The sequence below is a fragment of the Bacillus thermozeamaize genome (assembly GCA_002159075.1).
Classification (GTDB): domain Bacteria; phylum Bacillota; class Bacilli; order ZCTH02-B2; family ZCTH02-B2; genus Bacillus_BB; species Bacillus_BB thermozeamaize.
Genome location: LZRT01000067.1, coordinates 22,115 through 45,884, shown reverse-complemented (window position 1 = coordinate 45,884; position 23,770 = coordinate 22,115). Strand labels below are relative to the sequence as shown.

Here is a 23,770-nt window from a genome sequence, read left to right as displayed (position 1 = left end):
GCTTTGACAGTCAAGCCGGTGTAGCTCAACTGGCAGAGCAACTGACTTGTAATCAGTAGGTTGGGGGTTCAAGTCCTCTCACCGGCACCATGTATAAGCTCTTTTTTTTGGGAAATTTTATGGAGGGGTACCAAAGTGGTCAAATGGGGCGGACTGTAAATCCGTTGGCGTTGCCTTCGTAGGTTCGAATCCTACCCCCTCCACCATCTACATATTGGGGAGTAGCCAAGCGGTAAGGCAACGGACTTTGACTCCGTGATGCGTAGGTTCGAATCCTACCTCCCCAGCCACGTTATGAGCCATTAGCTCAGTTGGTAGAGCACCTGACTTTTAATCAGGGTGTCGGTGGTTCGAGTCCACCATGGCTCACCATTTTTTTGTTTATTTACACCATTCTGTCAGTGGTGCTGCTGCGGACAAGCAAAGATGCGGGTGTGGCGGAACTGGCAGACGCGCTGGATTTAGGTTCCAGTGGGAAACCGTGGGGGTTCGAGTCCCTTCACCCGCACCAGGATACCAGCAATAAAACATCGGTGATTTTCGTCGCAAATCCTATACATCGGCACAAAAACGTCGCTCAGGGTGGTTGCCTGTGCGGCGTTTTTTATTCCTGAACTGCAAGCACCAAAATTAGGCAATTGCGCGATAACGATCCATTTGGGAGGGAATACGATGTACTATCAAGCTGGAAAGGAGGTTCTCATATGGGTTATCCCGCAGGTGGAGGAGGATTTCTCGGCAGCTTTATCGGCGTGATTCTGGTCATCTTCGTGCTTCTGGCCATCATTGCCTCTCACAGTGGATTTGGCTACGGCGGTTACGTTGATCCATAAGTGGTGTAAGGGGACCCAAAACCGTGAACCTACCGTATTCCTGTTGATGGGCTGTGGGGCTGCTGGAAGGAATTCTTCCGGCGGGCCCTCTTTCATTGCGCTTGAAAGGAAATATTTTCCAACAAAAAACCGCTTGAAAAAGAGCGGCAGATGGTGTATGTTAGTTAATGGAATTCTTCTTTATGCGGACGTGGCTCAGGGGTAGAGCATCGCCTTGCCAAGGCGAGGGTCGCGGGTTCGAATCCCGTCGTCCGCTCCATTTATTTGATGAATCAGCGTGAAGAACTGAATGGAAAGCACAAAAGCCTTGCACGGGAGTTGCAAGCTTTTTTTTTATTAGCTACGGAGGAACGCGGGATGAAGCCACTTCAGGAGATCTGGCAGGTTTTCTCGGTGGTGGTTGATATCGCCATCGTCTCGTATGTCTTCTATAAATTGTTGATGCTCATCCGGGGGACACGAGCCATCCAGTTGATTCAAGGCATTGTGATCATCGTCCTTGCGTGGGTGCTGAGTTCGCTTCTAAATCTGCGAACGTTGGAGTGGCTGATGTCCCAAGCGTTTACATACGGCGTTCTGGTGATCTTGATCATTTTTCAGCCGGAATTTCGGCGAGCCTTGGAGCAATTGGGCCGTGGCCGCTTCTTTGTGCGTACCGGCGTACAGGAGGACAGCGATCTGCTCAGCGTGGCCGAGGCTTGTTACAAGGCAGCCACATACATGGCCCAGCGGCGCATTGGAGCGCTGATCGTCCTGGAACGGAAGATCGGGCTCAACGACATGATTGAGACGGGGACGCGGCTGGAGGCAAAACTGTCTGCAGAGTTGCTCATTAACATTTTTACGCCCAACACCCCCCTTCATGATGGGGCGGTGATCATCCGTGATGCGACCATTATGGCTGCGGGTTGCTATTTGCCGCTTTCGGAGAGCCCTTTCATCAGCAAGGAGTTGGGGACGCGTCACCGGGCCGCGGTGGGGGTCAGCGAGATCACCGATTGTTTGAGCCTGGTCGTTTCAGAAGAGACGGGGCAAATCTCACTGGCTTCCGATGGCGTGTTGGAGCGGGACATTCAAGGCGAGGTGTTGTTTTTGCGGTTGCGGGAGGCGCTGATGCCGTCGGCGAAAAAGGCAGGATCTTTCCGCCAGAAATGGGGGCAGAAAGCCGATGGATAAGTGGTTGAACCAGCCGATGGTTGTTCGCATCGTCTCTGTCTTGTTGGCCATTATGCTCTGGTTTGTCGTCAATGGATCCAGTCCCAACCCGGTGACCACCACGGAAATCACCCAAAATGAGATTCGCATTGACAATGCCGCCCTGGAAGTAAGATATGACGAGCGAAAGGTAGCGCTGCTGGAAGCGCCGCAAACGGTCGATCTGATTTTGCGCGGTTCGCAACGGGATTTGAGCCTTTTTCGCCTGCGCGATTACAAAGTGTATGCGGATGTCACCGGTTTTGGCCCGGGAGAGGTACGGGTGCCCGTGCAGTTTGACGGATTTCCTCCCAACTTGCACGTAGAGGCCAACCCTGCAGAAGTGCGCATTGTCCTGGAAGCCAGGGAGAGCAAATCCATGCCGGTGGATGTGGAATGGCTCGGGATGCTGCCGGAGGGTTTCCAGTTGGGTTCGCCGCTCATCCGGCCGGCCGAGGTGCGGATCGGCGGCGGCAAGAGCCTGCTGGATCGAGTCGTTTCAGTGAAAGCGTACGTCCATTTGAATGCAAGAGGTGAACATTTGATCCAGGAGGTATCATTGCGGGCCGTCGATGCACAGGGGAACAGCCTGGATGTGGATATCCAGCCAGCGACCGTTCGGGTCGAGGTGCCCATTCGCAGTCCGCGCAAAACGGTGCCTTTGGACTTGCAATTGCAAGGCCGCCTGCCGGATGGGTACAGTGTGTCTGCGGTGGAGATGTCTCCCCAGGAAGTGACATTGATCGGGCCGCTTGCCGTGCTGAACAAGTATCACCAATACCGCGGGCCGACATTGGATCTGACGACCCTGAAGGAAACGCAGGTATTGAAACTGTCGGTTCCTATAGAAAAAGGCCTGTTCAGTGTAGAACCTGCGGTTATCGAGGTGCGCGTTCAAATCAGCCCATCCCGAACCAGGGTCATCGAGCAGTTGCCGATTCAGGTTAGGGGCCTGCCCGCCGGAAAAGAGATCAAATGGCTCCAGCCGGAAAACGGAAAACTGGACCTGACACTGGAAGGGACAGGGGAGCGGCTTGACGCCCTGTCCGCCAACGATGTGCAGGTGATCCTGGATGTCAGCCGGCTGTCCGAGGGAGAGCACCGCAGCCGTATGGAGGTGAAACTGCCTCCGTTTATCCAGGTCAAAGGCCTATTGCCGGAAGCCAGATTTCTCCTGCAGGCCGCCGGAAGCAGGGAGCCGGCCGGCGATCAGCCTGAGGACGTGATGCCGCCGGAACGTCCGCCCAATGAATCGGGATGAGTTCGGCCCGATCATGGATACGTCATGTTGTTGGAACAACCAGAGAGAACGATGGGAGTGGAAAAGAATGAGGAAGTATTTTGGCACCGATGGTGTACGTGGCGTCGCGAACCGGGAGCTGACGCCGGAGCTTGCGTTTCGGATCGGCCGCGCGGAAGGAAATCTGGCTGCGGCTCGTGCTTCCGGGCGGCCGAAAGTCCTGATCGGCCGGGATACGCGGATCTCGGGGGAGATGCTGGAGGCGGCGCTCACCGCTGGCCTGCTTTCGGCTGGGGCAGATGTATACCGGCTCGGCATCATCAGCACCCCGGGAGTGGCCTGGTTGACAAAAACGCTGCAGGCAGATGCCGGCATCATGATCACCGCCTCGCACAACCCGGTGGAAGACAATGGAATCAAAATTTTTGGTCCGGACGGGTTCAAGCTGACCGATGAGGAAGAGGAACAGATCGAGCGCCTGCTGGATGAGCCGGAGGACAAGCTGCCGCGCCCGGTCGGCGGCGGGGTGGGCCGTCTCCTGGATGCAGCGGAAAAAGCCGAGGATTATCTGAATCACTTGTCGGGGACCATCCACGGAGACTTGCAGGGACTCAAAGTGGTTCTGGATTGTGCCCACGGGGCCGCCTCCTATCTTGCGCCGCGCCTGTTTCGCCGGTTGGGGGCCGAGGTGTGGGTCATTGGCGCTGAGCCGGACGGCATCAATATCAATGATGGCGTGGGCTCCACGCACCCCTCCCGTTTGCAGGAAGAGGTGAAAAGGCAGCGGGCGGATGTGGGGCTGGCTTTTGACGGCGATGCGGACCGGCTGATTGCCGTAGATGAAGAAGGGCAGATTGTGGATGGCGACCACATCATGTGCATTCTGGCCCGGTCGTTGAAAGAACAGGGACGCCTGGCGAAAAACACCCTGGTCACCACCGTGATGAGCAATATCGGCCTGTACCAGGCGATGCGTGAGTTGGGGATAGCCACCGAACAAACGGCGGTGGGTGACCGTTATGTGCTGGAACGGATGCTTGAGGGAGGATTTGTCATTGGCGGTGAACAATCCGGACACGTGATCCTGCTGGATTATAACACGACCGGCGATGGCATGCTGACCGCCCTGCAACTGGTACAGGTGATCAGGGAAAGCGGGAAAACGCTCGGGCAGCTCAAGCAGGTCATGCGGAAATTCCCGCAAGTGCTGCACAACGTGCGTCTGAAGAGGGCAGAAGCCAAAACCGCCTGGCAGCAGCATCCGGCGATCATGGAAGCCATTGGCGAGCTGGAACGGCGATTGGGCGATGCAGGCCGTGTGCTGGTTCGCCCATCCGGAACGGAGCCGCTGTTGCGGATCATGGCGGAGGGTCCCGATGAAGCGATCCTGCGCCAGCATATCCTGCGCATTGCGGAGATCGTCGATCGGGAATTGAACCAATAAATTGATTGACACGGCGAATAACTGTCTGACAGCCGATGCAGATCCAGGCATTTGTCCTGTTTTCTGCTCGGCTGTTTCTATTTATTCCACGATCCTCCTTTTTCTTTTCATTTCAAAATTCATGGACGACAGCCAGGATGGGTGCCATTCATGCAATATCAATTCCTCTCTCGCTGGACAGACTTTACAAATCATTTAACCTGGCTTTAAAAAGGGTTAATATGTGCGGGATAAACTTTGAAGTAGATAATGAAATGTTAGATTTACAATGTTAAGCGAGAGGAGAGTGCAGATGAAACTTATTTTAATGGGGGATTTGCATTTTCCCGAATTGGATGAGACGATACCCGGACTGGTAGATGCTCGGGATGGTTTTTATCAAACATTTTTGGGACGTTTTTTAGAAATAGACGCGGATGCTCATATCTCACTTGGTGATTTGACAAATTACGGCACGCCTCTGGAGTTGAAGGGAGTGTATGAGATATTAAAGAACAGGGACAGGAATTTTTATCATGTCTTAGGAAATCATGATCTCTACGCTCAACCCAGAAAAGAGGTGCTCAAAATGACGGGGCAGGCACGCTATCATGTCATTGACACGGATCGCGCCGTGCTTGCCTTTTTGGATACCGCCAAGGAGATGGATTATGAGGATTGGGGAGGCTGGGTGGATGAAGAACAGCTGCAGTGGTTTGAAGAGGTGGTCAAGGCATCCGGTTCAAAGCCACTGTTGGTTTTTGCACATCATCCCGTATACAACACGACAAAAAGATCGGAGATTGATAAAGGCTCCATCCATCCGAGTATTGATATGTGGCGTATTTTACGGCAAAAAGAGGGTGTTGGCATCTATTTCAACGGACACACGCATGTAGACTCGATTGTCAAGCAAGATAATTGGACTTTTGTACAGCTTTCGGCATGCCTTGATCAGCCTGCCTTCCGAGTGGTGGAAATGGGACAGAATGAGGTTCGTATTTCTGCCGTTGACGTGACGGATGCGGACGTTTTGAAGAATGCGCCGATTGTTTTCAATCATATGAATCACTTTACACATAACCCTTTGGCGCGCGGGGAAGCATCCGACCGTGAATGCAGCGTCCCAATTCGATGAATTGTATCGGGCCATCTTTCCATTGCGGCTCAGTGAGCCGCCATTTTTATTTCATGCGAGACTTATTTAAATAAAATTTACAACGACTTAATACCCGGTTAATAATGATTCTTTATGCTTAATGTGGCATTGCAGGATACGCTGTGAAGATTTTGAGGGTAATTGCGAAAAAACAAAAGGTTAAGGAGGAAGTCCATGTTCAAGAAGCTGGGAACGTTCATCCTTGCACTGATCATGATTTCTTCTCTTGCCGCGTGCAGTACAAACAGTACGAGCGGTGTTTCTTCTTCGTCAGCCGATGGCAACGGAAAAGACAAGATCGTCATTAAGTACTGGTACGCCTGGGGCGGCAAAATTCAGGAAGCCAAACAAAACCTTGTCAAACAGTTCAACCGATCCCAGGATCGCATTGAAGTGATTGCTGAGTATCAAGGGACCTACGATGATCTTCATGCCAAGGCCCAAGCGGCATTTGCCGCAAAAAATGCCCCGGCGGTGATGGATCTCGAGATTGCCTCCACCGGCATTTTTGCCCGCTCCGGCATGTTGGAAGATCTGACGCCGTTTGCTGAACGGGACAAGGAAGAGGTCAAGATTGACGATTTTCATCCTGGGCTCATGGGGAACTCCTACGTGGATGGAAAACTTTACGGCCTGCCTTTTATGCGCAGTACCCCGATTCTCTATAAAAATGTCACCATGCTCAAAGAGGCTGGCTTGGATCCTGCCGGGCCGAAAACCTGGGAGGAATTTGAACAGTACGCCCGCAAGCTGAAGGAAAAAGGCAAACTGGCCATGACCATGCCTGCCGATATCTGGTTTTATGAGGCTTTTGTCGCGCAGAGTGGCGGACAAATGTTGTCTGAGGACGGCAAAACGGCAGCCTTCAATTCACCGGAAGGCGTTGCGCCTGTCGAGTTCATGAAGCGATTGGCCAGCGAAGGGCTGATCAAGATTCCGACCGGCGATGAGGCTGGAGAAATGGCCAATAAAGACTGGGCAAACCAAATCTCAGCCATGAAGTTCGGTTCGACTGCGAACGTTGCTGAGAGCATGGAAATTGCGAAAGGGAACGGGTTTGACATGATGACTGCGTTTATGCCTGCGAATAAATCGTATGGCGTCCCGACTGGCGGTTGCCATTTGGTGATGCTGGCCGGTCTTGGTGAAAAAGAAAAAGAAGCAGCCTGGGAATTTATTAAGTGGATGACGGCAAAAGAACAAACCATTTACCAACATAAAAACACCGGATATCTGCCCACCCGTATTTCGGCCATCGAAAGCGATGAATTACAAGCCCTTTATAAAGAATACCCGCAGTACAAAGTGGCGATTGACCAACTGGAGTACGCCCGGCCCCGGCCGATGGCAGATGCGTACCCAGAAGTGACGAAGATTCTCAAGCAAGCGATTGAGAAGGCCATCCTCGATCCGAAGGTGTCGCCGCAAGATGCGTTGAACGAAGCGGCTGAGAAAGCAAACAAACTTTTGAGTAAGTAGATAGGCGTCCCCTTCCCTTTATCTTTGTCTCTCGTGACCGAAGCCAGGGGTGGTGAAGCGCGTGACCGAGTGGCTGTCTGAGATTAAAGTGATCATCTTTGATATGGATGGAACGCTTTATCAGGAAGACACCTTTATGGATCGGTATATCCGCTATCTGTTGGAAGGAACCGAATGGGAAGCGGAAACGGATGCGGCCGTCGCCGAAGCAAGAAAGATCTTGTACGGGCAGCATCCCGTCAAATTCGGACATGCGCCTGCGCTTCCTGGATGAGCTGGCCGCACTGATGCGTGCCATGCAGAAACCAAGGACGAAGGCCATCCATCTATAAAGCTGATGGATTGAAAAAAGACCAAGCATGTCATTGAGGGGGGATCAAGGCGTGGCCAAGATTGAGTTGAAAAACGTGACCAAAGCGTTTAAAAACGAAGTGGTGATCCAGGAAATGAATCTTACCATCCAGGATGGTTCGTTTACGGTGCTCGTGGGGCCGTCCGGATGCGGCAAATCCACCACGCTGCGGATGATTGCAGGGCTTGAGAAGCAGACCTGCGGGGATATCTGGATCGGCGACAAGTGTGTGAATGATACGCCGCCCGGAATGCGCGATGTGGCCATGGTATTTCAAAACTATGCCCTCTACCCGACCATGACTGTTCGCGAAAATATTGAATTCGGGCTGAAAAACAGAAAGGTGCCGAAAAAGGAAAGGGAAGCATTAGTCAAGGATATCTGCGAAATTGTGGGCTTGACGCCTTACCTCGACAAGAAACCGCATGCGTTGTCGGGGGGCCAGCGGCAACGGGTGGCACTTGCCCGGGCGATGGTCAAAAAACCGAAGGTGTTTATTTTCGATGAGCCGCTTTCCAACCTGGATGCCAAATTGCGCAATCAAATGCGGACTGAGCTGATACAGCTTCATCAAAGGCTGGGCACCACCTTTGTCTATGTGACTCATGACCAGGTGGAGGCCATGTCCATGGGGGATCAGATTGTGGTGATGAACAAGGGAAAGATCCAGCAGGTGGACGCGCCGATGAAGTTGTACCATGATCCGGAAAATCTGTTTACGGCCCAGTTTATCGGTACGCCTGCGATGAACATCTTCCACTTCCGCGAGGTGGAAGGCTTGCATGTCGAAACGGAGGTTGAGATTGGCTATTTCGGCTTCCGTCCAGAACATGCGCTGCTGCATCCCGGTTATTATACAGAGGGGTTGGCCGTCGAAGGGGAAATCCTGACCCGCGAGAGCCTGGGGGCGGAAAATATTTATCAGGTCAAAGCAAAAATGGGAACATTTTTTGTGAAGAACTTCCTCGCCCCTTTGGAGCAGAAAAAACATGTCCGGGTGGTCGTTCCTTACGAACATCTCTATTATTTTGCTCCCGATGGACAGCGAATTCGCGGCATTGAAGTCCGGGCAAGGAGCCTTGTCGCCGGAGGCGCTTAGGGAGGTGCGCGGCAAATGGCACTGTGGGAAAAACTCCGCCCCTATGCGATGGTCGCTCCGGCTATCCTTGTCTTCTCGTTGTTTTTCATCTATCCCATCTTTTACATGATCTACCTCAGCTTGTTTGAATGGAATTTCATCAGCCCCGTGAAAACGTTTGTCGGTTTGCAAAACTTTATCGATCTGTTTCAAGACGAAGAATTCCTTCAGGTATTAAAGAATTCGTTTATCTACACCTTTTTGACGGTGACGCTCACCATTGGCATATCGTTATTTCTCGCCCTCTGGTTAAACCGTACCGGGATCATTTACGGGATTGTGCAAGGCGCGATTTTCAGCCCGCATATCATTTCATTGGTCTCCATCTCCCTGTTGTGGAGCTGGTTGATGGATCCCGAGTACGGCCTTTTGAACTGGGTGATTGGCTTGTTCGGTTTTGGTAAGTTGCAGTGGCTGTCCCATCCCGACACGGCCTTGATTTCATTGGTGATTGTTGCCGTATGGAAGGGTGTCGGCTTTAACACACTGGTTTTTATCGCAGGCTTGCAGAGCATTCCAAAGGATATTTACGAGGCGGCCGCTCTCGACCAGTCCAAACCTTGGACGACGTTTTACAAGATTACATTGCCCATGCTTTCGCCGACGATCTTTTTCCTGGTGATCATCTGCATGCTCAATTCCTTTCAAGTATTTGAGACGATTTACATCATGACCCAGGGAGGGCCTGTCAATTCCACCAATACGCTTGTTTACTATATTTATCAGTATGGTTTTCAGTTCTTCAAAATCGGCTATGCCTCCGCTGCCGGAGTGATCCTTCTGATCATCCTTGCTATATTGACCATCCTTTATTTTCGGCTTCTTTCAAGACGCGTCCATTATGGCTAAGCATGTGGATAATGGAAAGCATTTATTATAGTCGGAAAAGGTGATGCCGTTGAAATCTGCTGATCAGCTTGCTCCCGAACGCGGTTCGGATTGGCTTCCGCCGGTTGCCACTATGAACAGTGTAAAGGTGGCGCGATTTGTCATTCGGGTGATCAACGGGATCGGTTTGACGCTGTTGGTGCTCATTTTTGCCCTGCCGTTTGCCTGGATGATCTCGACGTCATTTAAAACGCTGCCGGAAACGATGGTTTTTCCGCCCAAATGGCTGCCAGAAAACCTTGTCTGGGAAAATTTTGTCCGGGCGTGGAATACCGGTCCCTTCCTGCATTACTTTATGAACAGTGTGATTGTTGCAGTCGGCATCCTTTGTTTGCAGATGCTGACGGTGATTCCTGCTGCCTATGCGTTTGCGCGTTACCAATTCAGGGGATCCGGGTTTCTGTTCGGCATGACCATGATTACCCTGATGGTTCCGGCGCAATTGATTTTTCTGCCTGTGTATTTGCAAATGAGCGCGTGGAAGTTGCTGGACACATACTTTGCCCTTATCCTGCCATTTGCTTCGAGCGCATTCGGGATTTTTCTCCTGCGGCAATCGTTCAAACAGGTGCCGGAGGAACTGATCGAAGCGGCCAGACTGGACAACGCCAAAGAGTGGCAAATCATCCTGAAAATCATGGTTCCAATGGCAAAACCGGTCCTTGTGACGTTTGCGATGTTCAGCTTTATCGCCCACTGGAACGATTACTTCTGGCCGCTCGTGATGACCACCAACGATACCGTCAGAACACTTCCGTTGGGGATCGCCCAGATTCGCCATGTGGAAGGGATTGTCACCTGGAATGTCCTGATGGCGGGAAATATGATTCTGGTCATGCCCATCTTGATCGTGTTCTTTCTCGCGCAGCGGCAGATCATTCGCGCCTTCGTCTATAACGGCGTAAAATGAGCGGCCTGCATTATGATGAATGAATGATATTCACATAACCTTTTCCAGCTAAAACCCGCGCATCATCATATCCGGGCTAAAACTCAGGATGTATCCTGTTTCTGCCCGGCTTTTTTGTTTGCCCGGTCTTAAGTCGGGGTAAAAAACCTACTTAGGAAGAGGTGTTAATTTTATCATTCTTGTTTTATTATAAAATGGTATTGCCATATAGAATTTCCATTTTTTAGGAGGGATGTGGATGTCCATTCTTGAGGTAAAAGATCTTCGCAAAACGTTTGGTTCTGTCGTGGCGGTTGACAGGATCAGCTTCACTGTGGAAGAGGGGGAGATCTTCACGATCATCGGCCCCAACGGTGCCGGCAAAACCACCACATTGGAGATGATTGAAGGATTGCAGGCGCCCGATCAGGGTGAGGTTTCCATTAAAGGCATGGGATGGAAGCGTGATGCTGAGAAAATCAAGCAGATTATCGGCGTGCAACCCCAAACGAGCGCGCTGTTTGACAAGTTGACCGTCTATGAGAATCTGGACGTATTTTCCAGTTTCTATCATAAAACGCGGCCCGTGCCTGAGATCATCGAATTGATCAACCTGCAAGAACACCGCAATAAATGGGTCCAGAACCTCTCGGGCGGCCAAAAACAGAGGCTGGCCATCGGGCTTGCACTGGTCAACGATCCGGACATTCTCTTTTTTGATGAGCCGACGACGGGACTGGATCCGCAAGCGCGCATCAATATCTGGGACATCATCTTAAAACTGAAGGAATTGGGGAAAACGGTGATTCTTACCACGCATTACATGGAAGAAGCGGAGAAATTAAGCGATCGCGTCTGTATCGTCGACCAGGGGCGGGTCGTCGCTTTGGACACGCCCAAGAAACTGATTGATCAATTGAGCAAGGAACGGGAAATTCAACTCGCTTTTACAGACCCTGCGCAAAATGAGGCGATGGCGGCGTTGATCAAAACGCTGCCAAAGGTAAGCAATGCAAATGTCGAAGAGAATCGCATCCATGTTTGGACCGAGCGCCCCGAGGAGACATTATATCATTTGTTTCAATATACGGCCGAGAATCACATTGAAGTGGAGCAGGTGAGCATCAAGGATCTGAGTTTGGAAGATGTGTTTATTGCCTTGACGGGCAAGGAATGGAGGGATTAGGGAGATGCGGCAGCTGATGAAGTTGTTTGAAGCAGAGCTGAAGTCCACCCTGCGTGAGAAAGCGGTCTGGTTTTGGCTGATTTTCTTTCCCGTCATTTTGTTTGTCATTTTTACAGTCATTATAGGCGGGGCAAACGAGGAGTCTGATTTTGAAGCCAAAGTGGTCACGGTGATTGAAAAGCCAAGTCAAGCAGCGGATCAATTGAACGCGATATTGCACGACATCGACGTGTTCAAATGGGCCGAAGACGAGCCGGTAGCACTGGAGACGGCAAGAGAACTGGTAAAGGACCGTAAAGTGGATGCGGCGATCGTTTTGCCGGCAGGGAATGAATCAGAAAAAGTGGTTCTATTGATGAATAAAGAGAAAGAGAATTCAGCAACGGCCCAAGCCCTTAGCGGCATTCTCGCCGGGGTTCTTGAAGAGATGAATTACCGTTTGGCCAACGCAAAACCCACGTTTGCGCTTGCAACCGAATATCTCTCTTCCGGCGGTAACCAAATCAAATTTGTGGATTTCCTGATGACAGGGATGTTGGCCCTGGGTCTTGCGCAATCGGGACTTTTCGGCCAGATGGGGCTGGTGGAGTACCGCCGGAATGGATTGCAGAAGCGGCTGATGTTGACCCCCATCAAAATGCATCTGTTTGGCATCGGCCACATCATGGTTCACTTTATTCTTGGCGTCATTCAGGTGATCGTGATTACATTGATTGGCGTGCTGTTTTTTAAGGTCAATCTGAACATCGACTTTCTCGCTTTTATCATCGTCTTCGCAGTTGGTGTCATCGCATTCAACGCGATGGGGTATATGCTTGCCTCATTCAGCAAAACGCAGGAAAGCTACTCTGGGCTTGCCAACATTGCCTCTTTTTTGATGATGTTTATCAGCGGCGTGTTCTTTGATCTCGCCATGCTGCCCGAATATATCCGCCCTGTTTCCAATGTCATACCACTTACCTATTTTGTCAGCGGGATTCGGGACAGCATGGTTTACGGCCTGGGAGTCACGCAAACACAGTTTTGGATCAACATCGCCGTGATTGCGGCATGGGGAGTGGCGGCATTTGTCATCGGGACGCTGTTCAGCAAAAGGCGGACTTAACCATCCTGAAACATGTTCAACATTTCGCTCCTTAGCAGATGTCAACCCCTTCGTTGTTGCCATTGCTGGCTGCATTCGAAGGGGATTTGATTGCTAAGGGAGGTTTTAAGTTGTAAGCGATGGAACTATATGGGTAAATACAACATCGATCATCTCGAAATCATCGGTATTGACCCCAATCCGCAGTTTGACCTGAAGACATTTTACCTGCGACTGGCCGGACAGTTATCCAGCCTGCAGCCCTAGATATTTTTGAGCCATACAACAAGTTCTGTTCAAAATTGTGTTCAAGCATGTGGAGATCTTTTGATCTGGGACAGGGTGTACGGATGATACCCGTATATCCTGCCTTTTTATTTGAAAAAGAAGCAAACATATATTCTGTGACATACTGTTGTCAGAATACCTAGGGTATCATGCGGATAGCATAAAAATTTGTTTGTTGGGGGGAGGCACATTGCGGCTTGCTGCACTGATTTTAGGCATTATTGGGGGCATTGCCGGGTTTGGCGGCGCACTTTTTGCACTGATAATTGGCGGGTTGGACGCGGCGTTTTCCGGATCAGGAACCAGTCCTGTCATTGGGTTGGGCGTAGCGGCTGTTTTATTCAGCCTGATTGGCCTGGTAGGCGGCGCGCTTGCATTAAAAAAACCAAAGGCTGCGGGGATCATGATGCTCGTCAGTGCTGTCGGGGGCCTCGTTTCGATTTCATGGGGTTACGTTGTAGCTTTTCCAGTATTTCTCATCGCGGGGATTTTGGCGCTGTTGAGTCAAAAGGAACTTGAGACAACCACAAACATATAGGGAGGTTTGGTGATGATGCATGTCAAAAAATGTCTGGCCGGCTTGTTGATTGGTCTTCTTGCTGTGTTTCTTGTCGGCTGCGGGGAAACGGTGACGCCTGAGAAAGTTGATTCAAACACGTCATCTCAAGAAAAAGAGGATGCAAACCCGACGGCGCAAGATGCGGAAAATCAGAAACCTCCGGCGCCACAGACCTTTGCGGTGGGAGAACAAATTAAAATGGGTGACCTCATTTTTGTGGTGAACAGTGTGCGCGACAGCGAGGGAGATCAATTCATCAAACCGCAACAGGGTCATGTCTACAAGATGGTCGATGTGACGCTTGAGAATGTCGGAAATGAATCAGACGTGATTAGCTCATTAATGATGTTTTCGCTGAGCGATGCAGACGGATATAAGTATAACGTGACCATTGGACCCGAGACAAAAGGAAGTTTGGATGGTGAATTGCAACCAGGCAGGAAGATGCGTGGCGAACTCACATTCGAAGTGCCGAAAGATGCGAAAGGGCTAGAGTTGCTGTTTGAACCAAATGTTTTTGGGTTTGGTCAGGCGATTGTCAAGCTCCATTGACAGCGTTGAGCAAGGCGGGTTCGGGCTGTAGAAAGTGGGTGCCAATCGGGAATCGTTCGTTTCGAAGTCGAGTTGATCTCAGGTATTGCTCCTGATGCGGCTCGGCTTTTCGTTTGGTTTTAGACGGAGTAAAAATGGTTTTGGTGCAGGGTTACCAATCAGTGATATACTGATGTGGAAAAATCCATGAGGAATTGCATTGCTTCACTTTGACCCATCCTCGCATCCTGAAAAAAATAAACGGTGAGTAAATGGAACACTCCCGCCACCTGCGTTACCGCTTTGAAGAGGGGCTTCTTGGAAATGAATGATAAAATACGTCCGGTTTGGGGAGGATCGCCATGGCAACTGTCGATGACTTTTTAAAGTTGGATATTCGCGTTGGAACAATCGTCAAAGCAGAGCGGTTTCCTGAAGCGAGGAAGCCGGCGATCAAACTGGAAATCGATTTTGGTGAATTGGGTGTGAAGACATCTTCCGCTCAAATTACGCGCAGGTATCAGCCGGAGACGCTTGTGGGCCGTCAGGTGGTTGCGGTTGTCAACTTCCCACCAAGGCGCATCGCGGGCTTTTGCTCTGAAGTGCTTGTCCTTGGCGGCGTGCCGGAAGAAGGAGATGTTGTGTTGCTAAAACCTGATGAACCTGTCCCCAACGGCACACCGATTGCTTGAGGAGGATGCCGTCTGCAGCTTTCATGCTGCACCTGATGGGCTGCTTGCGCCGGTTGACGGCCAGGCGGCTCAGCTTTTCTTCAGGATGCTTAAGACATTTTGTACATATTCGGCGTTTCGCGGATAGGCAAACAACACGCCGTCGGCGTAGTGCCGGGCCACCTGGGTGGCCTTTGCCAGCTTATGCGGGTCCAGGTCACAAGCGTACAATTCGATGAGGAACGGTTTTTTCAACATGTCTCGAAAGCCCCATGCCAAGGTTTCCAGCCAATAGGTGACACTGTAATGAAGATCGTAGACCGGTATGACGAAGCAGTCGACATACTTGCTCACCGCATCAATGTCCACGCCGAACCTGTGGTAATGGTGAACTTTTAAAGGATCGGGATAGAGCGTCATATAGAGCCTGTTCTTTGTCGCTTCCCGGCAGGATCGCACAAAATCGGTGATCACAGATGCCCGCCATGCCTCCCAATCTTCCAGCCGGGATTGCTTCCATTTCTCTTGGCAAATGGTGCACCAACAGAACCCCTCGCGCGGAAACCCCACAACGTCCAGCCTCACTTCTCCCTGCCGATCCGCTTCTTTGACGATGCGCAACAACTTTTCTTTCCACTCGTCCCTGGATGGACAGAGACAATCCCAGTCGAAGTATTTTTCCTTTCGCGTGGCTTTCATCCCGTCTTTGGACACCGCGACAAAATCAGGATGCTCCTTAATCCATTGGTTATCCGAAAAACAGCTGACCATGCTCACGGTGCCTGGTATGGGCGTGCGGTGAACGCCTAATACATCTTTAATTTCATACATGATGACAGAAAGATCATTGGCTTGCTGGACCAGCTCGGGATTGCTCGTCACAATGCCGTACGTATTTTTCGCTTGCATATCAACACCCCTATCCAGGTCATAGCAACAGTGTAGCACAAAATTTTCATTTGCCTAAAGAAATCTGTGGTTGCTGCCCGGAGTAGACGGCATCGATCCGGACTTTTGTCCAGGATAAAAACTGTTCTGCGGTCGATATTCATCGAAGGGTGCCGCTTATTTACTTTATCTGGATATCGTTGCTTGAAAATGGTTCCAGACATTCCAAAAATTAAAAAGGAGAAGAATGAAAACATGAAAAAAGGACGGCTATCAATGAAAAAGGTTGGCTTGACGATTGGCATCTTAGGATAGAGGGCTGCATGTGTACTTGAGTGAAGAGATCAAAATCGGGGAAGAAGTCCGGTTTCAATCCAACGGGGTGACCATTTCGGGCAGCTTGGTTAAACCGGATACCGACGAACCGACTCCGGCCATTGTCGCGATCACCAAGGGCTCAGCGCGGAAGAGGTTGAAAAGAAATGGCAAACCCGGAAAAAGCTGTACGACATCTATTTCAATCTGACATCCACAGTCAAGCTGGGTTATCTGAGCAGGATTATTGATCATGATCCGGCAACGGTCATTCCAAAGATTCAAGCCCCTGTGCTCACCATTTTTGGCGAAGCGGATCCATTCGTGAATACCTCAGTGGATGCCCCTCTTACGGAGCAATTATTAAAACAAGGCGGAAACGACAAGTATCGTATTGAAATCATCCCTGGAACGAATCACTGGTTTATGGAAGTTGGCAGATGCATGCCGCCTCATGCGATGGAAACGAAACACGAATTTAGTCCGAAGGTTCTTGAAATCTTGTCCGGTTCAACGAATGGTATCACAGTTTGGGTTAAGGCCTAACGAACCGCTGAAATGATGGCGATGCGAGTGAAAGAAGTGGCGGATTTGGTTGGCATCCGAATGATATTATTTATTATTGGAATGAATAAATGTCCGTAGATAAAGGGTTGCCAATATGAAAAGAAAAGTTGAAATACTCTCGGTTTGAAGTGATTAGACCATCTAAAAATCGAAAAAGTCCGTCTTCTGGCTGTTTCAGCAGGAGGGCCAAGCGGAATTTACTTGGCCTCTCGTCACCCGGAAAGGATTAAAACCCTTACATTACAATGTGCAGTAACGAAAGAGTGGCTAACTTCCAAGGACAGGGAATATAAGGTTGCACAGATTCTATTCCGTCCCCCGGCTGAAAAATATGTTTGGAACATCGTTGCCTTCTTGTACAATCGATTTCCTCATTATGTTTTTAGGCTGATGCTTCCTTCCTTCAGTAAGCTCGCTTATGACAATGTAGTGACCAAAATGAGAGAAGACATGCTTTCCATGCACATAAACACATCCCGCATTCGGAGCTTGTTTTACTTCATTCTTGGGGACATTTAATCTGGCTTGGAAAGGAAGCTGAAAAAGTTGACAGGATATTACTAGACTTTTTGATGTCTCATAAGAACAATTAACAATTTGTTAATACAATCAATCGGGTAAGCGATTTCCGTTCAAGAAAAATGCGAGCCATGAAGGACTCGCATTTTTTGCCCATTATTTTTTTGCTTCATTGAGCTTTTGATAGATCTTATCGGCCACAAGCAGGCCGACGGCGTCATTTTGCGCCCAAATCCGGTCCCAGTAGCTGAGAGGAACGGGGCGGGGTCCCACAAAAGGGGAAATTTCCAGGGTCAGAGCCGGTTTTCTTTGTTCCAGGATGAACCAGTCTGTGAATCCGCCGCCACTTAAACTTTGTCTCAAATTTACAATCTTATAGCCCGTTTTGGCAGCCACACTGTTTGCCAATGGGCGGGTGAGCGGCTCGATGTCTAAACGCGTATAAATCAATTCTCCTGAAGAATGGTAAGCGATGGCTGCTTGAATGTTCCGGCTCAAAGTAAAGTTGTACAATGCGCGTGATTCCGGTTCGCTGAGCGGTTTGGGCCCCTTGTAATTTTCCGGAGCCGCTCTGCCCGGGTCGGCTGTAATGGTATTCCAGAGGGCAGGATATTGGCGGTTCAGGTCGACGCCCCGGATGTTGGCTTTCCAACCTGAAAAGTTTGTGCTGTTTTTGTTTAAGGCGAGGATCAGGCTGGGATTTTTGGCGCTGCGATGCCCTTTTTGTACCAACGTGACCCCGTCAGGATTCACCATCGGAACAAACCAGATGCTTGTGCGATCCAGCACTGTCTGCACATTGTAACCGCCGATGCTTTTTCCGGCGTGATAAGCGTAAGCATATTCATCGAGCATTTTCATCACGAGATTCGTCGTCATGTGCTCACGCGCATGATGCGCCGCATTGATCAGGATTTCCGTTGGTCCTGTTCCCAGTTTCACAGCATAAAGGTTCCGGCCGTCCACTGATTTTCCGATGATCCGGGTTTCAATGAGCGCGGGATACATCGCTTCCAGAAACCCGATGTCAATGATCATCTGTTCATAGGTATAGGTTTGACGTGGATTGACGACAAGCCTGGGGAGAACTTCCGTAGCATTCTTATGGATATAGCCGATTCGTCCGGATACATCAATCCGCCACCAGGCACCGTAGCTGCTGATAATCGGGTACGTTTGTCCTTGTTCAAGCGTAGCGAACGGCACCAACTGACCTGATGTGTTGTCGTATACGGCCGCCTTTTGGATAACGCTGAACTCCACCGACGAAGGACTTTGGCCGGTATTGATGTTTTTCAGGTTATGGCTGAATACGGGCTGCGTTGCTCCTTTGTGGACATAAGCTTTTCCTTTTCCGAACTTGATTTCGTGCCAATTTCCATAATCCCGGATACGCGGGTAGACTTGCCCCTGATACAGTTCTCCCACTTTTACAAGCGCGCCTGAACGGTTTTCATAGACAGGCGCATTTTCTGCGATCACTGTAAAGAAACGGTCTGTTGGGTTGAAATCAAGCTTGACCAGACTTTTAAGGACATAGCCGATTCTTCCGGCCACATCCACCCGCCACCAGCCGCCGTAATCGCTAAGAATCGGATATCTTACGCCAGCCTGAATGACGGCAAACGGGGTGAGGGTGTCCGACGCTTTGTTATCGTATACGATCGCATCTTGCAGCGTGACGAAATGCCGTTCCGAAGGAGTAAAACGCCCATTGTTCAGATCTTTCAGCACGCTGCCGTCGGCCGGTCTTGTCGCTCCCTGCCACACGTAGCCTTTCCGGTCGCCGAATTGGATTTCGTGCCAGTTGCCATATTGGCGAATGCGCGGGTATACCTCTCCCTGAAGCAATTCTCCCATCTTGACCAAGGATCCGCTGCTGTTGTCATATACAGCCACCCTGTCCTCAACCACTTCAAAGAAACGGTCTTGTTGCGCAAACGAGGGTGATATTTTCTCTTTCGTGCTTTCTTTCGGCTTTGGCCCTTGTTTCTCTTCAGTTGTCTCCTCCGGCTCTCCGGAAAGGTCATGTTCCTTGAGCAGATCCGTCTTTTCTATGTTGAGCAAGCGGTTTCCCAAAACGATGCGGTAAGACCGCTCATCTTTGTCCACATAAGGATACGACGTGCCTCCATAGAATACGGCAACAAGATCCCCTGATTCCGGCTCGCTGATTTCCACATCATCTTGGACAAAAACCAAGCCTTTGGCGTCAACGTCGTCCTCAACCCATGCCGTGTCGTTTTGTTCATCCCAATCAATGACTTCCACATCTTCCTTTGGAACATAAGCCAGCGTCTGGCCCCACTGAAAGTAGATGCGTTCTTGATCCATTTTCTTAAAACGCAAGTACGCATCTTGTTTGAGCAGGCCCAACGCGCGTTCTTGTTCTGCATCCGTGATCTCCGTGTCACGAACGACTTTGAAATAAGAGGGATGAGTCGGCGCTGATCCATCAGCGGGCGCATGATTGGATGCAGCGGCCTCCAAGGGGATGTGGAAGAGCGTGGAAAGAAGCGTCAGCACGAGAAACAAAGCGAAAATCGACTTTAGCGTTTTCAATTCCTTTCAATCCTCTCCCTGAATGAAGCTAGAAAACTTTTCTAATAAGACATGACTATTATATTACCATAGATCGCATACGGACATGAATGAAACAAAAATAAGAAAAATCCCCCATACATCATAAAAACCGCCTCGCTTGATTCGCTCGGCGGCTGGACATGCTCCCGTTCGTTCAACATCGATTTTTTTCTTTAGCTGATTTCGTACATTTGGATATCACCCGGCTGTAGGCAGCGCCGAATTTCTTCCGCCAGGGTCCCTGCAGCCCGATCGCACCATACCATCTGCTTCCAGCCCATGGCTCTGGCCCGGGCAGCCGTCTCCTCGCCAAAACAAAGAAGCGGCCGCTCCTGCCATCCCGTCCCCGCGAACTGAGCCAAGCCTTCCAGATGATAGGGGTCATTTGCCGCCAGCCAGTCGAACGTTCTGGCCTGCAGAAGCGGGGCCGCAGGGTGGGAATCGATCCAAGCCAGCCGGCCGGCGGTAGCCGTGCGCCAAATCACCCCATCCGGGTACGTGACGCTCCCGTATGGGCCACGACTCAGGCACAGCACCCGGTCTCCTGGCGCAAGCGGCAGGTTTCGGTAAACAGCGGCGGGCGGTTCGTTTGCGGCAAACCGTCGCTCCACTGGCAATCCCCGGCTCTCAAGGGCTTCGGCAGTTGCTTCGCCCAGTGCGGCAATCCGCGCTTGGATGCGGCGGATGTCGAACCGTTGCTCACCGAGCGTGCGGAAGAAGAAATCCGCCTGCCGCTCGTCGCCAAACACCAGCCAACGGCATCTCTCCAACTCATCGGTCAGCCTGATCGCATCGTCATCCGCCAATGCGGTTTGCGCGGCGACGGGCACCGGCAGAACGTCGGCTCCGAGCGACTCCAACACAGCCGCCAGATTCTCCCCCTGTTCCAACGGATCGCTTGCCGCGACGGCTACCGTCAGTCCGAACAGCGGTTTGCTCTCGTACCAATCGAGAGCATCACGCAACCTGACCACCTCGCCAATCACGATGATCGCCGGAGCGGAAAACTTCGCCTCCATCGCCTGCCGGTCGATGGTGGCCAGCTCGCCGACCAGCGTCTGCTGTTCACGCAGCGTGCCCCAGCGCACCAGCGCCACCGGCGTGTCCGCCGCCATGCCATGTGTGAGCAACCGTTCCCGGATGTATGGAAGATTTTTCACTCCCATATAAATCACCAAGGTCTTGACGGCAGCCATCGCCGCCCAATCTATCTCCATGCCCGCGTTTTGCTCGCACAGATGGCCGGTGAGAAACACGACGGCCGAATTGTATTCCCGGTGTGTCAGGGGAATCCCTGCGTACAGCGGCGCCGCGATGCCCGAGGTGATGCCTGGCACGATGTCAAACGGAATGCCCGCTTTCCGGCACGATTCCGCCTCCTCGCCGACCCTTCCGAAGATGCTCGGATCGCCGCCTTTCAGCCTGACCACCACGTTGCCTTGCCGTGCTTCCCGAACGAGCAATTGGTTGATTTCATCCTGCGGAAGGGAGTGGCGGGACGCTTCCTTTCCGGCGTAGATCAACCTTGCGTCCGCCCTGGCGTGAGCCAGCAGGAGCGGATTGACCAGCCGGTCATACACGATCACGTCCGCTCGTCCCAGCGCCTCCTTGCCCTTGATCGTCAGCAGCTTGGGATCGCCCGGACCGGCCCCCACAAAAATGACGCTTCCTGTCTTCATCATCCATCGTCCCCCTTATGTTTCCGTTCCTTGACCGATGCCCATCATTTCGTCCGTCAAAAACGCCGCCTTAGCAGACTGGACAATCCATTCGCTGATCAACGGGTGAGGCAAATAGGCACGTCCGTCGTACCGATAGGGTATCCCCGCCAGCCGCTGAGGAAGAGCGCGGCGTGTAAAATACCCCTGGCTGACGAACAGGGGAAGCGCGATCAACTCGCCACATGCCGCAAGCTGTCGGGCGCGGGCAGCGACCGTATCCGGCCGCAGTGTGGCATAGCCCGCGGCGGAAAAGCCATAGCGGTTTTGCAGGCGAGACGTTAAACGGTGCAAGAGCAGCTCCCAACGTTCCCGGTACCCCGGCAGGTCGCTTCCGTGGCCGATGAGCAGGAGCGATTCCCGGCAGGGATCGACAGACAGCCGTTGCACCCGTTCCGAGAGGATCCGCTCCACCAGGGGATGGTCCTCCAACGGCGGACACCACAAAAACCGGACGCGGGTGGAGACAGGCTGAATCGCTTTGGGCACGATTCCGTCCGGTCTGAGGCCAAGCATCCCTCTGATCTCGCTGATGTGTGTGCTGCCGGCGGTGACGAACAGCGGCACGGCGGCGATCGTCTCCACACCTTCCCGCTCCAAGCGTGCCACCTCATCAGCGATACCGCGCCCATCCGTCCCGCCCAGGTAGGCGACCCGAATCGGCATCTTGCTGCGGCAAGGACGGATTGCCGCTTCCACCCGTTCCATCCAGCCTGGGTCGGGCGATCCGTGAGCGATGACCAGAACGGCCGCGGCTGCATGGATCATTCGGCTTCCCCCTTTCCGATAATGATAATAATTCCAATATATTTTATGTGAATTATAGGTTCTCGCGTATGAGCTGTCAACAGAAAAATGCTGGGCGAGCGATACGGGCCAGCGTCATGTCTGGACGCCTGGAAGCAGCAAAGATTGCCGTTCAGGCGGTCGCTGCGACTGGTGCTTTTCGCTTTTCGTTATCACCCGGGACGAATACCCATCATAAATTAATCATGATGAATTCAAGGGTCTTCCCGTTTGTTGAAACTTGCAAAACTTGACAATATCAATGATTGATTTTCAAGCCCAGACATGGTAATGTAAAACATAAATCCACAAAAGCATATTAATTTAATATGATTTATTCAATTAATAATGAATGTGGGGTGGTAAAGGATGAAGGCGACAGGGATGAAAAAGCGGTTGTTGCTCGTCTCGTTGGCGGTCTTGTTAGTGATCGGTGTCACGGCGTGCGGCAGTTCGGCAACCGGCTCGCCGGAAGAAAAGACGGGCGGTTCGACGGACAAGGCTTCGACGGGGGCTGTCGAGTTGCTGAATGTGTCATACGATCCGACGCGTGAGTTTTATGAAGAGTATAATCAGGCGTTTGCGAAGTATTGGAAGGAGAAGACGGGCCAAACGGTGACCATCAAGCAATCCCATGGCGGTTCCGGAAAACAGGCGCGATCGGTGATCGATGGCCTCGAAGCAGATGTGGTGACCTTGGCGCTGGCCTACGATATTGATGAAATCCAGCAGGCGGGGCTGATCGAAGAGGGTTGGCAGAAACGTTTTGAGCACAACAGTTCGCCATATACCTCAACCATTGTTTTTCTCGTGCGCAAGGGAAACCCGAAGGGGATTCGGGACTGGGATGATCTCATCAAGGAGGGTGTCGAAGTGATTACGCCCAATCCGAAGACGTCGGGGGGCGCACGCTGGAATTACCTGGCCGCTTGGGGATACGCTCTGGAGAAATACAATCATGACGAGGCAAAGGCGAAGGAATTTGTGACCGAGTTATATAAACATGTCCCCATCCTTGATTCGGGGGCGCGCGGGGCGACGACGACCTTTGTGGAACGCGGCATCGGCGATGTGCTGATCGCCTGGGAAAACGAGGCGTTGCTTGCCCAGAAGGAGCTTGGCGAAGGGAAATTTGAAATCGTGGTGCCTTCGGTGAGCATTTTGGCTGAGCCGCCGGTTGCCGTTGTCGATAAGGTGGTCGACAAGCGGGGGACCCGGGAAGTGGCCGAGGAGTATCTGAAATATTTGTACTCAGAAGAAGGCCAGCGGATTGCGGCGAAAAATTTCTACCGGCCGCGTCTTGAATCGGTGGCCAAGGAGTATGCGGACACGTTCCCGCAGGTGAAGCTGTTCACGGTGGATGAAGTGTTTGGCGGCTGGCAGAATGCACAAAAGACCCATTTTGCGGACGGAGGCGTCTTTGACCAGATTTATGTGCCTTCCAAATGAATCCTGAAGGCGGCTGCTGAATGAATCCTGA

General features: G+C 51.5%; 22 protein-coding genes and 6 tRNA genes. 24 read left to right on the top strand and 4 right to left on the bottom strand.

Annotation, left to right across the window (positions count from 1 at the left end; translation table 11 throughout):
• The first annotated feature begins 14 nt into the window (after nucleotides 1-14).
• The 20 genes from BAA01_10920 to BAA01_10825 all read left to right on the top strand — a co-directional run bounded on the left by BAA01_10920 (nucleotide 15) and on the right by BAA01_10825 (nucleotide 14,935).
• Nucleotides 15-90, top strand: a tRNA-Thr gene (locus BAA01_10920).
• 31 nt (nucleotides 91-121) lie between these two features.
• Nucleotides 122-206: transfer RNA gene (locus BAA01_10915), tRNA-Tyr, on the top strand.
• Between the two features lie 9 nt (nucleotides 207-215).
• A tRNA-Gln gene (locus tag BAA01_10910) sits at nucleotides 216-290 on the top strand.
• A gap of 6 nt (nucleotides 291-296) precedes the next feature.
• Nucleotides 297-372, top strand: a tRNA-Lys gene (locus tag BAA01_10905).
• A 56-nt stretch (nucleotides 373-428) separates the two neighbouring features.
• Nucleotides 429-511, top strand: a tRNA-Leu gene (locus BAA01_10900).
• 506 nt (nucleotides 512-1,017) lie between these two features.
• Nucleotides 1,018-1,092, top strand: a tRNA-Gly gene (locus BAA01_10895).
• A gap of 98 nt (nucleotides 1,093-1,190) precedes the next feature.
• Nucleotides 1,191-2,009: a TIGR00159 family protein gene (locus BAA01_10890; protein ID OUM88003.1), complete on the top strand. Its 819-nt coding sequence runs from the start codon at nucleotides 1,191-1,193 to the stop codon at nucleotides 2,007-2,009.
• Complete coding sequence (locus BAA01_10885) at nucleotides 2,002-3,288, top strand: hypothetical protein (protein ID OUM87941.1); 1,287 nt, start codon at nucleotides 2,002-2,004, stop codon at nucleotides 3,286-3,288. Before BAA01_10890 ends, BAA01_10885 begins: the two co-directional genes overlap by 8 nt.
• Before the next feature lie 67 nt (nucleotides 3,289-3,355).
• A complete protein-coding gene (locus BAA01_10880) occupies nucleotides 3,356-4,711 on the top strand; it encodes a phosphoglucosamine mutase (protein OUM87940.1) in 1,356 nt (451 codons plus the stop codon).
• Between the two features lie 292 nt (nucleotides 4,712-5,003).
• Nucleotides 5,004-5,828, top strand: coding sequence for a metallophosphoesterase (locus BAA01_10875; protein OUM87939.1), 825 nt, complete (start codon nucleotides 5,004-5,006; stop codon nucleotides 5,826-5,828).
• 195 nt (nucleotides 5,829-6,023) lie between these two features.
• Nucleotides 6,024-7,328 carry a glycerol-3-phosphate ABC transporter substrate-binding protein gene (locus tag BAA01_10870; protein ID OUM87938.1) on the top strand — a complete coding sequence of 435 codons (1,305 nt, stop codon included), beginning with the start codon at nucleotides 6,024-6,026 and terminating at the stop codon, nucleotides 7,326-7,328.
• Between the two features lie 61 nt (nucleotides 7,329-7,389).
• Nucleotides 7,390-7,602, top strand: a complete 213-nt coding sequence (locus tag BAA01_10865; GenBank protein ID OUM87937.1) for a hypothetical protein — start codon at nucleotides 7,390-7,392, stop codon at nucleotides 7,600-7,602.
• A 109-nt stretch (nucleotides 7,603-7,711) separates the two neighbouring features.
• Nucleotides 7,712-8,779, top strand: a complete 1,068-nt coding sequence (locus BAA01_10860; protein OUM87936.1) for an ABC transporter ATP-binding protein — start codon at nucleotides 7,712-7,714, stop codon at nucleotides 8,777-8,779.
• Nucleotides 8,780-8,794: 15 nt separating this feature from the next.
• Nucleotides 8,795-9,667 carry an ABC transporter permease gene (locus BAA01_10855; GenBank protein ID OUM87935.1) on the top strand — a complete coding sequence of 291 codons (873 nt, stop codon included), beginning with the start codon at nucleotides 8,795-8,797 and terminating at the stop codon, nucleotides 9,665-9,667.
• A 112-nt stretch (nucleotides 9,668-9,779) separates the two neighbouring features.
• Nucleotides 9,780-10,616, top strand: a complete 837-nt coding sequence (locus BAA01_10850) for a sugar ABC transporter permease (protein OUM88002.1) — start codon at nucleotides 9,780-9,782, stop codon at nucleotides 10,614-10,616.
• A gap of 238 nt (nucleotides 10,617-10,854) precedes the next feature.
• Complete coding sequence (locus BAA01_10845) at nucleotides 10,855-11,781, top strand: ABC transporter (protein ID OUM87934.1); 927 nt, start codon at nucleotides 10,855-10,857, stop codon at nucleotides 11,779-11,781.
• Between the two features lie 4 nt (nucleotides 11,782-11,785).
• Entirely contained in the window at nucleotides 11,786-12,886 is a 1,101-nt protein-coding gene (locus tag BAA01_10840) for a hypothetical protein (protein ID OUM87933.1), read from the top strand.
• 457 nt (nucleotides 12,887-13,343) lie between these two features.
• Nucleotides 13,344-13,691 (top strand): hypothetical protein, encoded by a 348-nt coding sequence (locus BAA01_10835; GenBank protein OUM87932.1) that lies wholly within the window; start codon nucleotides 13,344-13,346, stop codon nucleotides 13,689-13,691.
• A 12-nt stretch (nucleotides 13,692-13,703) separates the two neighbouring features.
• The gene (locus tag BAA01_10830) at nucleotides 13,704-14,264 is read left to right on the top strand and encodes a hypothetical protein (protein ID OUM87931.1); all 561 of its coding nucleotides are present in this window, start codon (nucleotides 13,704-13,706) and stop codon (nucleotides 14,262-14,264) included.
• 341 nt (nucleotides 14,265-14,605) lie between these two features.
• A complete protein-coding gene (locus BAA01_10825; GenBank protein OUM87930.1) occupies nucleotides 14,606-14,935 on the top strand; it encodes a tRNA-binding protein in 330 nt (109 codons plus the stop codon).
• A gap of 69 nt (nucleotides 14,936-15,004) precedes the next feature.
• Here the strand turns inward: BAA01_10825 and BAA01_10820 are convergent, their stop codons facing one another.
• Nucleotides 15,005-15,823 carry a hypothetical protein gene (locus BAA01_10820; GenBank protein ID OUM87929.1) on the bottom strand — a complete coding sequence of 273 codons (819 nt, stop codon included), beginning with the start codon at nucleotides 15,821-15,823 and terminating at the stop codon, nucleotides 15,005-15,007.
• Nucleotides 15,824-16,127: 304 nt separating this feature from the next.
• Between BAA01_10820 and BAA01_10815 the strand changes: the two genes are divergently transcribed.
• From BAA01_10815 to BAA01_10805, 3 genes are all read left to right on the top strand, one after another.
• Nucleotides 16,128-16,328, top strand: coding sequence for a hypothetical protein (locus BAA01_10815; protein ID OUM87928.1), 201 nt, complete (start codon nucleotides 16,128-16,130; stop codon nucleotides 16,326-16,328).
• A gap of 80 nt (nucleotides 16,329-16,408) precedes the next feature.
• A complete protein-coding gene (locus tag BAA01_10810; GenBank protein ID OUM87927.1) occupies nucleotides 16,409-16,663 on the top strand; it encodes a hypothetical protein in 255 nt (84 codons plus the stop codon).
• Between the two features lie 222 nt (nucleotides 16,664-16,885).
• Entirely contained in the window at nucleotides 16,886-17,203 is a 318-nt protein-coding gene (locus BAA01_10805) for a hypothetical protein (protein OUM87926.1), read from the top strand.
• Nucleotides 17,204-17,359: 156 nt separating this feature from the next.
• Here the strand turns inward: BAA01_10805 and BAA01_10800 are convergent, their stop codons facing one another.
• The 3 genes from BAA01_10800 to BAA01_10790 form a co-directional block, all read right to left on the bottom strand.
• Nucleotides 17,360-18,241, bottom strand: coding sequence for a hypothetical protein (locus BAA01_10800; GenBank protein OUM88001.1), 882 nt, complete (start codon nucleotides 18,239-18,241; stop codon nucleotides 17,360-17,362).
• A gap of 1,718 nt (nucleotides 18,242-19,959) precedes the next feature.
• Nucleotides 19,960-21,468, bottom strand: coding sequence for a uroporphyrinogen-III C-methyltransferase (locus BAA01_10795; protein ID OUM87925.1), 1,509 nt, complete (start codon nucleotides 21,466-21,468; stop codon nucleotides 19,960-19,962).
• Between the two features lie 12 nt (nucleotides 21,469-21,480).
• Nucleotides 21,481-22,272, bottom strand: coding sequence for a hypothetical protein (locus BAA01_10790; protein OUM87924.1), 792 nt, complete (start codon nucleotides 22,270-22,272; stop codon nucleotides 21,481-21,483).
• Between the two features lie 402 nt (nucleotides 22,273-22,674).
• Here BAA01_10790 and BAA01_10785 point away from each other — a divergent pair, with 402 nt between their 5' ends.
• Nucleotides 22,675-23,739: a sulfate transporter subunit gene (locus BAA01_10785; protein OUM88000.1), complete on the top strand. Its 1,065-nt coding sequence runs from the start codon at nucleotides 22,675-22,677 to the stop codon at nucleotides 23,737-23,739.
• The last annotated feature ends 31 nt before the right edge of the window (nucleotides 23,740-23,770 follow it).